We start from the raw sequence: 15,789 nt of genomic DNA on the forward strand, positions 1-15,789 counted from the left end.
AATGATGACGCCGTGCTGGGTTACTAGTTGAGGCTGTTTTTCCGACGCCTTGGCCGATGCGCGCAAAGCGGGACTGAAGCGGATGCAGTGAAAGTCCTGCCATCCATGGTGCTGGCCTTAAATAACCAGCAATGAAACGCACTCCGGAGCAGCTGCTTTTCCCGTGGCGAGCAAGCAGCCAGACAGGAGAGCGACAGTCGTCGTTTCATCCAACGATGCCAATTGTACCTGATAAAAAGCGGAAAAGCGCAAAACCGGGTAAAACACGCGTTTTACCCGGCCTTTGCGCGACACATCGCCCGCCACCGCATTACAGGGAGGCGAGTTTCTCCGAGAGAATGGCCGATGCACCCAGGAAAGCTGGGTACTGCGCCGTGATGACGAAGGTGGGCACTTGCGACACATAATTGGCGAAGCGCCCCTTGCGCTCGAAGCGGGCACGGAAACCGGAGCGGTCGAAGCGCGGCCCCAGGCGTGGCACGATGCCGCCGCCGATATAAATACCGCCCAGCGCGCCCAGGGTGACGGCGACGTTGCCCGCCACTGTGCCGAGCATGCAGCAGAACGCTTCGATGACGTCGTCGCACAGCTGGGATTCACCAGCCAGAGCGCGGCGCGTGATTTCCGCCGCCGGCAAGTCTTCGGCCGGCACGCCCGCGCGGTCGGCCAGGGCGCGGTAGATCAGTTCCAGGCCATCGCCGGAAATCAGGCGTTCGGCCGAGACGTGCTCGTATTCGCGCCAGGCGAATTGCAAAATACTCACTTCCACTTCATTGAACGGCGCAAAGCTGACATGGCCGCCTTCGCTTTGCAGGGCGATCCAGCCGCCATGCGAAGGAATCAGGCCCGATACGCCCAGGCCCGTGCCGGCGCCGATCAGGCCGATGGCCGTGTTCGGACGCGCCGTGCCCGCGCCAATCTGATGCTTCTGATCGCTGGCCAGCTGCGGCAAGGCACGCGCCAGGGCCGTGAAATCGTTGACCACGTCCAGGGTCGTGAAACCGCACTCTTCGCGCATGGCGCGGATCGAGAACGACCAGTGGTGGTTCGTCATGCTGAGGAAATCGCCGTCGACCGGGTTGGCGATGGCGATCATGGCATGGCGCACCGCTTGCCCGCCGGCGGCAGCGATGTGCGGCAGGGCCAGGTAGGCTTGCAGGGCGGCGGACAGGCTCGGGTAATCGGCACAGGGCAGCACTTCGACCAGGGTGATGTGGCCAGCGGCCACTTCCAGGGCGAAACGGGCATTGGTGCCACCCACGTCGGCCAGCAGGCGCGGTCCATCGGCAAAGGCGGAAGTCGGCAGTACGGGAGAAGACGAAGCGCTCATGATTTTAAATGATGAAGTGGGACGCATGGGACGCCAAGCTTAAAGGATGAATGCGCCCGGAGGCAAGCAAAGTTTGTAGTTTAAGTACATCAAAACCAGCCTTTATTGGTAGTTCCACTCCAAATGCAACAGGCAACGCCAAAATTGCTTAAAAACAATGATTTATAGTAAGTACTTGCTGTCATCAGGAACCCGAAAAGCATGTTGCATAGCAGCAGGAATCAGCTTGAAAACAGAGTATGCCGGAGTTTGCGCAAAGGCGCTTTGTACGGGGCGGAGCAGGTTTAGCGCTGCCATCCCGGCGGCCCGGTGATGGTGTTTTCGTATTATTACTACCGGTTTTTACTGCGGGTTTCTACGGCCAACCTGGCGTGCGGGAGGCAGCGCAAATCAGGAGGGCAAGCCTTCACCCAGCAGGCTGGCGGGCGCCGGCTGGTCCGAGCGGTAGGCGGCATTCCACGCGTCGAGACCGCCATGCAGGGGCTTAGCGCGGTGAAAGCCGTGCTGGTGCAGCAGCTTGGCCACTTGCGCGGCCGTCACGTCGTTGGGACAGCTGCAATACACGATGATGTGGCGTTCCTTGTCCATGGCGATCATGGCGGGCACGGGTTCCTTGCCATTGAAGAACAAGGCGCCCGGCACGGCCGGTTCAAGCGCCTGCGCCGTGGCGCTGCGCGCGTCGACCATCAGCGGCTCCTCGCCCTGCTCGATGAGTTCGAGTAATTCATCGATGCCGATACGCTCGATCTGCAAGGCCTGGCGGAAACGCCGGCGTTCGAGGAATTTATACAGCAGGAACAAACCCAGCAAGGTAGCCAGCATCAGCAAGGCGGTGCTGCCCATGGTGTTGAGCAAGTCGAGCACCTGTTGCACGCTGGCGTGAAAGATCACGCCGACGACGATGCCCGTGCCGCTCCACAGCAAGGCGCCCAGGCCCGCGTACAGGAAGAACTGACCCGGCGGCGTGCCCAGCGCGCCCGACATGGGCGCGGCCACAGTATTGAATCCCGGCACGAACTTGGAGACGATCAGGGCTTTCGGCCCCCAGCGCTTGAATTTGTCTTCCGTCTGGCTGACGCAGTAATCGGGCGACAGCGAGATGCGGCACAGCAGCCGCAGGATACGCTTGCCGAAATGGCGGCCCGCGCGGAACCACGTGAAGTCGCTGATCAGGCAAGCGCCCAGCGCGGCGGCCAGCACCAGCCCCCCATTCATGTCGCCATCGACCGCCAGCGCCCCCGCCACCACGAGGATGGGAAAGGCCGGAATCGGCAGGCCGAGCTGCTCCACCAGCACGATGCCAAAGACAATCAGGACACCGTAATGTTCGAGCAGGTAAATGAGGTTGGGCATGGGCGCTATCTTACCGTAAAAGCGAATTTAAGCCTGGACGCCTTTCGGTATGGCGCTGAGCAGGGTGCGCGTATATGGATGCACGGGATTGCGGTACAGCTCATCCGAATCGGCCAGTTCCACCACTTGCCCCTTGTGCATCACCATCACCTGGTCGGCGATGTATTTGACGACGGACAAATCGTGCGAGATGAAGATGTACGACAAGCCGAATTCATCCTGCAAGTCCTGCAACAAATTGAGCACCTGCGCCTGCACCGACACGTCCAGCGCCGACACGGATTCGTCGCACACGAGGATTTCCGGCTGCATGGTCAGGCAGCGGGCAATCGCAATGCGCTGACGCTGGCCGCCGGAAAACTCGTGCGGATAGCGGTGGAAAGCCTGCTCCGGCAGCCCTACCTTGTCGAGCAGCCAGTAGGCCTTGGCGATGCGTTCCTGGTCGTTCGCGCCGATCTTGTGGATGCGCATCGGTTCCAGCAAGATCTGGCCGACAGTAAACCTGGGATTGAGCGAAGCATACGGATTCTGGAAGATAATCTGGATGCGGCGTTTGTACGGCAAATACTCCTTGTTCGGCATGGCAATCAGGTCCTTGCCATGGAACATGGCCGTGCCGCCCGTGGCCTGGTGCAAGCGCAGCAGGGTCAGGCCTACCGTCGTCTTGCCGGAACCGGATTCGCCCACCACGCCCAAGGTTTTCCCGCGTGGCAAGGTAAACGACACGTCCTTGACTGCCTGGAATTCGCGCTTGCCGAACAGGCCCTCGCGCGTGTAAAAACTTTTGCTCAGATTATTCACCACCAGCACCGGCTCGTCACCGGGCGTGTAGCCGCGCGTGCGCTGTTTCACTTCCACGCCGGGGCCGGCCTTGATTGCTTCGTGCTTACCCTCCATGTAGTCGGCGATGACGGGCAGGCGCCACGGCCGCTCGTCCAGCGAAGGCCGGCAATGCAGTAATGCTTTGGTGTACGGGTCTTTGGGGGTGTCAAATACCTGGCGCACCTCGCCCGTCTCGCGCACTTCGCCGTGGCGCATGACGATGACCTGGTCGGCGATCTCTCCCACCAGGCCCAGGTCGTGGGTAATGAAGAGCACGGACATTTGATGTTTCTTTTGCAGCGCCGCGATCAAGTCCATGATCTGCTTCTGGATCGTCACGTCCAGCGCCGTCGTCGGTTCGTCGGCGATCAAGAGTTTCGGTTCGCAGGCGATCGCCATGGCGATCATCACGCGCTGCTGCTGGCCGCCCGACATCTGGCTCGGGTAGGCGTCGATCTTGGTAGCGGGATCGGGTATGCCCACTTCTTCCAGCAGCGCCAGCGTGCGGGCGCGCGCCTGCTTGCGGTTCATGCCCATGTGCTGGCGCAACACTTCGGCGATCTGGAACCCGACCGTAAACACGGGGTTCAGCGACGACATCGGCTCCTGGAAGATCATCGAAATATCCTTGCCGCACATGGTGCGGCGCTCGGCGATCGACAATTTGAGCAGGTCGCGCCCGCCAAAGTGGATGCTGGACGCCGGATCGATGATGGTGTTATCTGGCGGCAACAAGCCCATCACGGCCAGCGAGCTGACGGACTTGCCGCTGCCCGATTCACCCACCAGCGCGACGGTGCTGTTGCGCGGCACGTTGAACGAGATGCCCTTGACGGCTTCAAACGTGGTTTTCTTGTCCAGGCGGAAGGTGACGCGCAGGTCGCGCACTTCCAACAGGTTATTCTGGTCCATGAGCAACTCCTATTTCACTTTGGGGTCGAGCGCATCGCGCAAGGCATCGGTAAACAGCGAGAACGCCGTCACCAGCACGGCCATCGCCGTGGCGGCGGCAGTCAGCTGCCACCATTTGCCCAGGATCAGTTCATTTTGTGCCTCGTTGAGCATGCTGCCCCACGAGACGGTGCCCACCGGCACGCCAAAGCCGAGGAAACTCAAAATCACTTCGGCCTTGATGAAGCCCACCACGAGGATGGACATTTGCACCAGCGCCACGTGGCTCACGTTGGGGAAGATGTGCGAAAACATCTTGCGCCAGTGCGAGGCGCCGATGGCGTCGGCCGCCATCACGTATTCGCGCGCCTTGTGCTTGATGTATTCGGCGCGGATCAAACGGTACGGCCCCGTCCAGCCTGTCAACCCCAGGATCAGCACGATGGTCAGCACGCCCTTTTGCTGCAGCACGGCCGCCACGGTGAGTATCATCAGGATGGACGGAATCGAGGTGAAAATACTGTAGAACCAGTTGAAGAAATCATCGACGATGCCGCCAAAGTAACCGGACACGGCGCCAAACAGCGTGCCCAGCACCACGGCCAGCAAGGCTGCCACCAGGCCCACGACGATCGACGTTTCGCCGCCCTTGATGGTTTTCTGGAGAATATCGTGGCCCCACTTGTCGGCGCCGAACGGCAAGGTTGCCGCCTTGTGCGCGATCAACTTTTTCGTCTTGCCCATGCCGGCGCGCAAGGCCGTCAAGTCGTCGGCCAGCGGATCGGTGACGCCGTACATATCGACGCCAGCCGATGGATTGCTACCCATCTGGGCGCGCAGTTCTGCGATATCCTCGGCCAGCGGGTCGAGCACATTGACGGGCGTCGGTGCGCTGCGCTCGTCCGGCAGGGGAATGGCGCCATCACCGGACGCGGACGCGTCCTTGTCGGCACCGATGAAGGTGGGCGGCGCATAGCTGACGGCCACCTCATCTTCCCAGTTCGAGGCTACCAGGCCACTGGCGGACGCCAGCACCAGCAGGAAAAACGCGCCGACCACGGCCAGCGATACCATTGCAATTTTGTCGCCGCGCAAACGGCGCCACGCTAGGGCCCACAGGCCGGGCGATGTATGAGGTTTCGACATCGTCTCTTTCTACTTCAGTTGTACGCGAGGATCGACCGCCTGGTACAGCAGGTCGGTGAGCAGGTTGAAGAGCATGGTGGCGGCGGCAACATACACGGTGATCGCCTTGATCACCGGAAAGTCACTGCGCTCGACCGCCAGAATCACTTCACGCCCGATGCCGGGGATGCCGAAGAAGCGTTCCAGCAGGAAAGCGCCGATCAGCAGGGCCGGCAAGTTCGACATCACATAGGTAATGATGGGAATGCCGGCGTTGCGCAGCACATGCACCCACATGATGCGGCCTTCCTTCAAGCCCTTGGCACGCGCCGTGCGCACGTAATCCTGGTTGGCCTCGTCCAGCACGAAGGTGCGGAACAGGCGCAGGGTGGGCGCGATGGAGACGGCCAGACCGATCAGAATCGGCAAGGTCGAATAGCGCAGCAGGTTTTCCCAGAAGCTGTCGCCCCAGCCCTGCACGGGGAACAGGCCCAGCTTGTAGGCAAAGCCGTACTGGAAGACGATGATGTAGACGAGGATGGAAATCGACATGCCCACCGTACAGGCAATCATGACGGCGCGGTCCGTCAGCGAACCGCGCACGAAGGCGATGGCCAGCGCCAGCGCCACGCCAAAAAACGTTTCCAGCACGGTCAGCGGGATCAGCACCATCATCGACGGCCCCAGGCGCGAAGTGATGATGTGCGACACGGATTCCCCCGTGGCCCAGCTCTGGCCGAAGTCAAACGTGACGATCTGCTTGATGAAGATCCACAGCTGCACGTAGTACGGCTGGTCGACACCGAGCTGGCGGCGGATATTGGCAATGCTTTCCGCACTCGACATCTTGCCGGCCAGGATGTAGGCGGGATCGCCGCCCACCCAGTTAAACAGGATAAATACCAGCAGGACGACGCCCAGCATGGTGGGCAGCATCTGCCACAGGCGGCGCAGAATATAAGCAAACATAATGATTCCTTGTTGTTATAAGCGTCGCTTATTTACTGGCCGAGGCCGCAGGGGCTGGCGCGGCAGGCACGGGCGCGCCTGTGCTGTCGATATCCATATACGCCCATTCCTGGAACAGGATCGGGTGCTTCTTGTAGCCGAGTACCGACTTTTGCGCCAGCATGTTGCGGTAGCGCGCATAGCCGATCAGGGCGCCCGCATTGACTTCCAGGCGGCGCGCCATCTTGTGGAACAGCGCATCGCGCTCGGGGCTGGCCGGCATGGCCTGGCTGGCCGCATACCATTTATCGTATTCGGGGTCCTGGTAGCAGCCGTTGTTGTTCTGGTGCGTATTCGGGCCGTAGAACAGCTGCATGAAATTGTCGCCGTCCGGATAGTCGGCCAGCCAAGGCGCCGTGCGCGTCTGCATCTTGCACTGCTTTTCCGTTTTTAAAATGTCGGAAAAGATCATGCGGTCGTTTTCCATGCGGATGCCCAGCGAGTTGTACGTCTTGCGCCACATTTCCGCCTGCAGCACGCCATTGGCTTCGTTGCGCGAGGCGTAGCGGATCAGCAGCGGCTTGCCGTCCGGCAAGGTTCGCCAGCCATCGGCGCCCTTCTTGTAGCCGAATTTGTCGAGCAATTTGTTCGCCAGCACGGGATCGTATTGCAGCAGGCTCTTGTAGTGCGGATCGTAGCCGACGACGCCGGGCGGTATCGGATAGTCGAGGCGCTTGGCCTGGCCATTCCAGATGATGCGGATTTCCTCATCGATATTGTGCGCCATGGCAATCGCACGGCGCAGGGCGATCTTTTCCTTGCTGAAGCCACCGAGGGTGGGGTCTTCCATGTTCCAGTAGTAATAGCTGATTTCCGGATCCAGCAGGCGCGACAGCTGCACGCCCTTCTCCGCCAGCTCTGGACGCAGCTTGCCGTTCAACAAAGCCTTCGGCGCCAGCGGGCCGTCGAGCCAGAACACGTCCGTACCGCCGCTCTGGAACGACAGCCAGCGCGACTGGTCTTCGATCATCACGGAAATTTCGATGCGGTCGATGGCGGGAATGCGCTTGCCCTGCATCTGGCGCACGATGCGCTGGTCGTCCGGGTCGTCGCCGGCCATGAAATTCCACGTCTCGGGCAAATGCTGCGGGTTGCGATTCAGGACGATGCGGTTGCCGCGCGTCCATTCACCCAAGGTGTAATAGCCGGTGCCGACGGGATTCGAGCCCACTTCGCCCTTCACGTCGCCATATTTTTCCACCACTTCGCGCGCCACGGCGGCCGTCGGCACGTAGGCGAGGATCATGGGGAAATTGAAGTCGGTCTTGGTCAGCGAGATGCGCAAGGTGTACGGATCGAGGATTTCCAGGCCGGCCACCTTTTTATTGAAATCGAGTTTGTTCGACTTGGCGGCTTCCTTGGCCAGATCGTCCAGGCCCACCACCTTGCCCTCGAACAGCCAGCTGTGTGGCGAGGCCAGGCGCGGGTCGAACAGGCGCTTCCACGAATACACATAGTCGGCCATCGTCAGTTCGCGGCGCTTGCCGCCGAACGCGGCATCGGGCGTAAACAGAATGCCTTTTTTCAGGCGTATCGTGTAGGTCTTGCCATCGGCCGACACTTCCGGCATGGCGGCCGCCGCGCCGGGCACCACCTTCACGGGGCGCGCCAGGTAATCATAGGTGTACAGGGTGTCGAAAACGGCCTGCGTGATGTGGTTCGAATACAGGTCGCGCGCGGTAGCCGGATCGAAGCCCGTCTCGGCGGCCGGCAGGATATAGCGCAAGGTTTTCACCGGCGCAGCCGCGGGGGCAGCATCGGCGGCAACAGCCGCCAGCGGCAGAGTGGCCAGGCAGGCGAGCAGCGCCACGCGCCGCATCCATGGTGACTTCATGTAATACCCTTCATCTCGATTATCTGTCGCACCGTATTGGTGCGCTTGTACTGGCTTCCCCCCGGGATACAGGATTCCACCGCCAAAACCAGTCCATCCTCGCAAGATCTATGCCTTGTTAGCAGCCATCTCGACTGTCTGAAAAACGCGTAACGATAACGCAGTTTCCCCCTCGGCGACAAAGAGAAATGCAAGGGTCTCTACTCGAAGCCCACTACCCGTCCGATTTTGCTGCATCGCACCACGTGCGGTTTTCATCGTCTAGGAAAAGACCGGCGGGACATCTACGCTGCAGCACAGCATTCGGTGTTTGGGCGCGCTAGGCAGCGAAAAAAGTTTCTTCGAGAAAATACATCACAAAACGCGAACAGTTTGTTGTGAGTCAACATTACTAAAAGCAAGCCGTTGTTTAAAAACACAAAGTACAACACCCTGTTGACAAAGAGTTTTGTCGATCATTACATTCAATCAATTGAAAAGAAATAATTTATTTCACCTCTTCAATATTTTCGGACGTGCTTACCGGCGCGGCCGTTCTTGCCCTTTTAGCCAACCGCTTTATCAGGAGTCTTGAACATGATCAGAGAAATATGCCTATCCCGTTCCATCCGTTTGATCTGCGCCGGTGGCCTCGCCGCCGGCATCCTCAGCCAGCCGGCACTGGCCCAGGAAACCGGCGAAACGGCCGGCATGCAGCGCGTCGAAGTCACCGGTTCGTCCATCAAGCGACTGGTCTCGGAAACAGCCACCCCTCTCTCCATCTTCAAGGCCGAAGATTTTGCCAAGCAGGGCCTGACCACGGCCCAGGAAGTCCTCAGCAAGATACCCTCGAATGCGTCGAGCATGGGCAGCGGCAATGCCGTCGGCGGCAACACCAGCGGCCTGCCCACGGGCGGCCAGGCCAGCGCCGACTTGCGCGGCCTGGGCGGCGACAAGACCCTGGTGCTGCTCAACGGCCGGCGCATCGCCAACCATCCGTATGACGGCGCCAGCGTCGACCTGAACATCATTCCCATCGCCGCTTTGGAGCGCGTCGAAGTGCTGCGCGACGGCGCCTCGGCCATCTACGGCACGGACGCCATCGGCGGCGTCATCAACTTCATCACCAAGCGCTCGGTGAATGTCACCAACATCACCGCCGAGGTCGTCGCGCCCGAACACAAGGGTGGCGGCGAGCACCGCCTCAACCTCTCGACGGGTTTCGGCAAGCTTGACGCCGATGGCTACAATATTTTCGGCGTAGTCGATTACCACAAGCAAAATGTGCTCACGTCGCAGGACCGCGATTTTTCCGAGACCGGCATCATTCCCGAACGGGGCCTGTCTCTCACCAGCGGCACCACCTTCCCCGGCAACTACTTTGATGCGGCGGCCAACGGCGGCAAGGGCCTGGCCGGCAATCCGTATGCGGCCACGGGCTGTAATGCGCCCCTGTCGGTGGCGGCGGCCAACGGCACCTGCCGCCAGGACTACACGCGGCAGATCGATGACCTGCCGGCGCAAGAGCAGGTGGCGTTCTTCGGCAAGGGCGCCTTCAAGCTGGGCGGCGGCCACCTGGCCACCGTGGAATATCTGCATTCGGAAAACAAGGTAAAAGCACGCACGGCGCCGCCGCCGCAAACGGGCTTGATCTTGCCCAATACCAGCAAATACTATCCGGGCAATGCGGGCGGCGTGCCGGCACAGCCGGGCTTGTCGGGACAGCCGCTGAGCGTCAACTGGCGCCCCGTGGAAGCGGGACAGCGGCAGATCGATTCGGATGGCAAGGCGGACCGCCTGGTGCTGGCTCTCGAAGGCGAGCTGGCTGGCTGGGACTACAAGACGGGCCTGAGCCACGCCATCAGCAAGTCGTCCGAAAAATTTACGGGTGGCTACGTGCAGGATGCGGGTTTTGCCGCTGGCGTGCTGAACGGCATACTGAACCCGTTTGGCATGCAGGACACGGCCGGCAAGGCTTACCTGGACAGCACCGCCCTGCGCGGCGAGGTACAAAATGCCAAGGTCACCACCACTGGCTTCGACATCAAGGGCAGCCGCGAACTGATGCAACTGGCCGGCGGCCCGCTGGCCATCGCTCTCGGCGGTGAACTGCGGCGTGAAAAAGCCGACTTCAATGTCAACCGTGATATCGCCAGCCAGGCCACCAGTTCCGGCCTGTCCGGCTCGCTGTCGAAGAGCGGCTCGCGCACGATCCAGGCCGTTTTTGGCGAAGTCAACTTGCCGCTGATCAAGGACCTGGAAGTACAACTGGCGGCCCGTTTCGACCATTACAGCGACGTGGGCAGCACCACCAATCCGAAGCTGGCCCTGCGCTACCAGGCCAGCAACGCGCTGGTGCTGCGCGGCTCGGCCAGCACGGGTTTCCGCGCCCCCACCCTGTTTGAAAAGAATGCGCCACCGTCGAAGAACGATACCAACGACTCTTACGACGACCCCGTCCTGTGCCCGGGTGGCGTACCACAGCCGGGCGCCAACCCCCTGCGTGATTGCGACTTGCAACAATTCAAGCTGCAAGGCGGCAATGAAAAGCTGAAGCCGGAAAAATCCACCACGTTTGCCTTCGGCCTGGTGCTCGAACCGGTCAAGGAAGTCACCGTCGCCATCGATTACTGGAACATCCATTTGAAGGACAAGATTTCATCCTTGCCCGAACAATCGATCTACGGCAACTACGAAAAATACAAGGCCTTGTTCCTGCGCAATCCCGACGGTTCGCCTTTCGCCATCCTGGACTTGAACGACAACCTCGGCGAAGTGAAAACCGACGGCGTCGACGTCAGCCTGAATGCCCGTCTGGGGCGCGGTGCCTACGGCGATTTCAGCGTGTCGGTCGATGGCACCTGGACCCACAAGTATGACTACCAGAACGAACGCGGCGGCGAATTCATCGCCAACGTGGGCCGCTATGCGGACAACAATCCCGTGTTCCGCTGGAAACATACGGCGGCGTTGAACTGGCGCATGGGCAACTGGGGCGCCACCGTGTCGCAATCGTTCAAGTCAGGCTACACGGACCAGAACCAGGTGGATCCACAATACCGCCACGATGTGCCCTCCTACAGCCTGCTGAACGTGTCCGGCAGCTACGTGTGGAAAGGCTTGCTGCTGACGGCCGGCGTGAAAAACCTGCTCGACAAGGAGCCACCGTTCTCGAACCAGGGCACCCTGTTCCAGAAAGGCTATGACCCGCGCTACACGGATCCGATCGGGCGCGCGTATTACCTGCGCGGCAGCTATACGTTTTAAGGGGAATTTTCAGGTCGATAGATAAAACAGGCAGCGCTGGCAACAGCGTGCCAGCAACAGAAAAGCGGCGCCATCAGCGATGATGTGCGCCGTTTTATTTTACGCATCTGAGCAAGTCTGACAAGGGTTCACGATACTTTATTGCTGAAGGATTATAAAAAAAACAGGAAAATGTTGCATTTTGTCCAAAAAGTCTGCGCGAAATTGACAATCTGAATCGTGAATGTTTTGATGAGGACCCTGAAAATTTACAGAATTTTCATTGGTGGATTTTGAAATAAACAAATAAATTGCTAGCAGACAACAAGTTATTTCAAAATAAATGCCATCTTTATCACAATACCAAGGAATTTCAGATGATGATAGAAAATGTAATGTCGCGCTCCTTGCGCCTGATGTTTGCTGGCGGCATGGCCCTGAGCATGCATGCCGCGTATGCGCAAGAAACAACAGATGGCACCATGCAGCGCGTGGAAGTCACCGGTTCGAGCATCAAGCGCTTGTCGTCTGAAACGGCTTTGCCGATCACGTCGATCAAAGCCAGCGACTTTGCCAAGCAAGGCTTGACGACGGCACAGGAAGTCCTGTCCACCATTTCCATGAATCAAAGTACCCAGGGCAGCAGCCAATCGGTGGGTGCAGGCACGGGCGGCCAATCCGTCGCCGACCTGCGCGGCATCGGCGGCGACAAGACCCTGGTGCTGCTGAATGGCCGGCGCATCGCCAGCCATCCGTTCAACGGCTCGTCCGTCGACCTGAATATCATTCCCGTCTCGGCCCTGGAAAGAGTGGAAGTGCTGCGCGACGGCGCGTCCGCCATCTACGGTACCGACGCCATCGGCGGCGTGATCAACTTCATCACCAAGCGCTCGGTCAAGGGCGGCTCCGTGACCGTGGAACACTACGAGCCACAAAAATCGGGTGGCGGCGACGAGTCGCGCCTGAACCTGTCCGCCGGCTATGGCGATCTGAACAAGGATGGCTTCAACGTCTTCGGCGTCGTTGACGTGCACCGCCAGTCGGCGCTGAACGCCAGCGACCGCGCTTTCTCGGCCAACGGCTATGTGCCGAACAAGGGCGTGAATAACCTCAGCAGCACGACGCCGATCGCCAACTTCACCACGATCAATAAAGATCCGGATCAAGTATTCTCCGGCAACCCGGCTTTTGCCGGTGGCTGCGTGGGCGAAAACCTGCGTCCGAATCCGAGTGGCCGTCCGACCTGCGCGTTTGACGCCGCGCCGTACATCCAGGACATTCCGAAGACCAACCAGGAATCGTTCCTGGGCAAGGTCAGCTTCAAGATCAACCAGGATCACCTGGCCACCCTCGAATACCTGCACGCACGCAGCACCAATGAGTCGCGCATCACGCCGCCGACCTTGACGCGCATCGGTCTGATCATCGACAAGAATTCGCCGTACTATCCGGGCGGCAGCGCCGGTGTACCTGCCGTTCCTGGCTTGGCAGGTGAAAACCTCGACCTGAGCTGGCGTCCGATGGACATGGGCCAGCGCATCGGCTTCGACACCAGCACCTCGGACCGCCTGGTTGCCGCGTCCGAAGGCATCGTTGCCGGTTGGGACTACAACGTCGGTCTGAGCTACTCCGTGAGCAAAGCCACCAGCGCCTTCGTCAACGGCTACATGGGTGACCAGCGCATGATCGACGGCGTGGCCAGTGGCGTGCTCAATCCGTTCGGCCAACAAAGCGCCGCCGGCCTGGACTACCTGAAAAAGTCCTTGTTGCAAGGTGAGTACCTGAGCGCCAAGATGACCAGCACCGCAGTCGACGCCAAGATCAGCCGTGAAATCTACAACCTGCCAGCGGGCGCCGTCGGCTTTGCCGTCGGTACCGAATTCCGCAATGAGAAGGCGGAATACGACATCAACACGGCGCTCGCTTCGCAAGCGTCGAGCTCTGGCTATGCCGAAGCCAAGGACCAATCGGGTAGCCGTAATATTGCCGCCATCTTTACGGAACTGAGCATCCCTGTCGTGAAAAATCTCGAACTGTCGCTGGCAGCCCGTTATGACCATTACAACGATGTCGGTGGCAGCTTCAATCCAAAAGTCGGTGTACGATGGCAGCCGACCAACCAGATCCTGTTCCGCAGCTCGTACAACACGGGCTTCCGCGCTCCGACCCTGTATGACCTGCATGGTCCGATGAGCAAGACCTTTACGGCCGGCAAGTACAGCGATCCACGTCTGTGCCCAGGCGGCGTAGCCATCCCTGGCGCGAATGAAAATTCGGCTTGCAGTACGCAGCAATACATCCGCTCGGGCGGCAATTCGGAAATCAAGCCGGAAAAATCGAAGACCTTCAGCGCCGGTATCGTGCTCGAGCCAACGAAATCGCTGACCGTCTCGCTCGACTACTTCCAGATCAAGCTGCGCGACAAGATCGACCGGGTGGCTGAACAAACCCTGTTCGACAAATACGATAAGTACCAGAACAACTTCGTATACTCGGCCAATGGCAACTCGCTCGATTATGTGCTGTCCCCGCTGGAAAACCTGGGCGAAATGCATACCGCGGGTGTCGATCTGGGCTTGAACTGGAGACTGCCACGCAGCCAGTATGGCAATGTCACCTTTGCCTTCGACGGCACCTGGGTGCAGAAATATGAGTACCAGAATGAGCGCAACGGCGAATACGTGCAGAACGTGGGCGTGTATGGCGAAAATGGCCCGGTGTTCCGCTGGAGACATAATGCTTCGCTGAACTGGAACCTGGCTCAGTGGAACGCCACCTTGTCGAACAAGTACATGAGCGGCTACCACGACATGAACGACGTCGACGACGAATTCAAGCAAAAGGTCAAGGCATACTCGATCTGGTCGCTGTCGGGCATGTATTCGGGCTTCAAGAACACGGAACTGACCGTGGGCGTGAAAAACCTGCTGAACGAAGATCCACCGTTCACCAACCAGTACACGACGTTCCAGTCTGGCTACGATCCGCGTTACGCCGATCCGCTGGGCCGCACCTTCTACGTGCGCGCCACGTACAAGTTCTAAGCTGATTGCATCTGCTCCCGGCTAAAAACTGAAAAACCCCGGAAAGCTTAGCTTTCCGGGGTTTTTTTTCATGCTACACGCCACGTCATTTCATTCCTTGTCGCCCTGCAGGCGGCGCTGCTTGACGGCCGCCGCCAGGTTTTCCAGCACGGCCACGCTGGCGCTCCAGTCGATGCAGCCATCGGTGACGGATTGGCCATAGATCAATTCCTTGCCCGGGATCAAATCCTGGCGCCCTGCCACCAGGTGCGATTCCACCATCACGCCGACGATGCGGCTGTCGCCGCCTGCCACCTGGCTGGCGATATCGGCACACACGGGGATCTGGTTTTCCGGTTTTTTCGAGCTGTTCGCATGCGAGGCGTCGATCATCAGGCGCGCCGCCAGGCCCTGCGCGGCGATGGCCTTGCAGGCCTCGTCAACGCTGGCCGCGTCATAGTTGGGCGTCTTGCCGCCGCGCAAGATGATATGGCAATCCTCATTGCCGTTGGTCGAGACGATGGCCGAGTGGCCGCCCTTCGTGACGGAGAGGAAATGGTGCGGCTGCGAGGCGGCCTTGATGGCTTCCACGGCGATTTTCACATTGCCATCCGTGCCATTCTTGAAGCCGACGGGACACGACAGTCCCGAGGCCAGCTCGCGGTGCACCTGCGACTCCGTGGTGCGCGCGCCGATGGCGCCCCAGCTGATCAGGTCGGCGATGTATTGCGGGCTGATGACGTCGAGGAACTCGGTGCCAGCCGGCAAGCCCAGCTCATTGATATTGCGCAACAGTTCGCGCGCCATGCGCAAGCCGTCGTTGATGCGGAAGCTGTTGTCCATGTAGGGGTCGTTGATCAGGCCCTTCCAGCCCACCGTGGTGCGCGGTTTTTCGAAGTAGACGCGCATGACGATTTCCAGTTCACCGGCGAAACGCGCACGCTCCTTGACCAGCAGGCGCGCATATTCCATCGCCGCCTTGGTATCGTGGATGGAGCAAGGCCCGATCACCACCATCAGGCGGTCATCCTGGCCGTGCAGGATACGGTGCAGGGCGATACGGGCGCTGGCAGCGGTCTGTTCGGCTTGCTCCGAGCAGGCGAATTCGCGGATCAGGTGGGACGGCGGGGTCAATTCCTTCATTTCGCGAATGCGCAAATCATCGGTGCGGGGCATCA

9 protein-coding genes are annotated in these 15,789 nt (G+C 59.9%); 2 read left to right on the plus strand and 7 right to left on the minus strand.

Translation table 11 applies throughout. From position 1 onward, the window contains the following. Positions 1-310 precede the first annotated feature (310 nt). The 6 genes from ACQ4WN_RS05615 to ACQ4WN_RS05640 all read right to left on the minus strand — a co-directional run bounded on the left by ACQ4WN_RS05615 (position 311) and on the right by ACQ4WN_RS05640 (position 8,363). Entirely contained in the window at positions 311-1,330 is a 1,020-nt protein-coding gene (locus ACQ4WN_RS05615; RefSeq protein ID WP_436550626.1) for a glucokinase, read from the minus strand. Positions 1,331-1,720: 390 nt separating this feature from the next. Next, a complete protein-coding gene (locus tag ACQ4WN_RS05620) occupies positions 1,721-2,683 on the minus strand; it encodes a VTT domain-containing protein (protein WP_436550627.1) in 963 nt (320 codons plus the stop codon). A gap of 27 nt (positions 2,684-2,710) precedes the next feature. Continuing rightward, positions 2,711-4,417 carry an ABC transporter ATP-binding protein gene (locus tag ACQ4WN_RS05625; RefSeq protein WP_436550628.1) on the minus strand — a complete coding sequence of 569 codons (1,707 nt, stop codon included), beginning with the start codon at positions 4,415-4,417 and terminating at the stop codon, positions 2,711-2,713. 9 nt (positions 4,418-4,426) lie between these two features. Then, positions 4,427-5,542 carry an ABC transporter permease gene (locus ACQ4WN_RS05630; RefSeq protein WP_436550629.1) on the minus strand — a complete coding sequence of 372 codons (1,116 nt, stop codon included), beginning with the start codon at positions 5,540-5,542 and terminating at the stop codon, positions 4,427-4,429. Between the two features lie 9 nt (positions 5,543-5,551). Beyond that, complete coding sequence (locus ACQ4WN_RS05635) at positions 5,552-6,490, minus strand: ABC transporter permease (RefSeq protein ID WP_034782513.1); 939 nt, start codon at positions 6,488-6,490, stop codon at positions 5,552-5,554. Positions 6,491-6,518: 28 nt separating this feature from the next. Then, complete coding sequence (locus tag ACQ4WN_RS05640; RefSeq protein ID WP_436550630.1) at positions 6,519-8,363, minus strand: ABC transporter substrate-binding protein; 1,845 nt, start codon at positions 8,361-8,363, stop codon at positions 6,519-6,521. A gap of 576 nt (positions 8,364-8,939) precedes the next feature. Between ACQ4WN_RS05640 and ACQ4WN_RS05645 the strand changes: the two genes are divergently transcribed. Then, positions 8,940-11,609: a TonB-dependent receptor gene (locus ACQ4WN_RS05645; protein WP_436550631.1), complete on the plus strand. Its 2,670-nt coding sequence runs from the start codon at positions 8,940-8,942 to the stop codon at positions 11,607-11,609. A 356-nt stretch (positions 11,610-11,965) separates the two neighbouring features. Beyond that, positions 11,966-14,632 (plus strand): TonB-dependent receptor, encoded by a 2,667-nt coding sequence (locus tag ACQ4WN_RS05650; protein ID WP_436550632.1) that lies wholly within the window; start codon positions 11,966-11,968, stop codon positions 14,630-14,632. 90 nt (positions 14,633-14,722) lie between these two features. Here the strand turns inward: ACQ4WN_RS05650 and aroG are convergent, their stop codons facing one another. After that, the gene (aroG, locus tag ACQ4WN_RS05655) at positions 14,723-15,787 is read right to left on the minus strand and encodes a 3-deoxy-7-phosphoheptulonate synthase AroG (protein ID WP_436550646.1); all 1,065 of its coding nucleotides are present in this window, start codon (positions 15,785-15,787) and stop codon (positions 14,723-14,725) included. Between the last annotated feature and the right edge of the window lie 2 nt (positions 15,788-15,789).

Source organism: Janthinobacterium pasteuri (assembly GCF_051380775.1).
Taxonomy (GTDB): domain Bacteria; phylum Pseudomonadota; class Gammaproteobacteria; order Burkholderiales; family Burkholderiaceae_D; genus Janthinobacterium.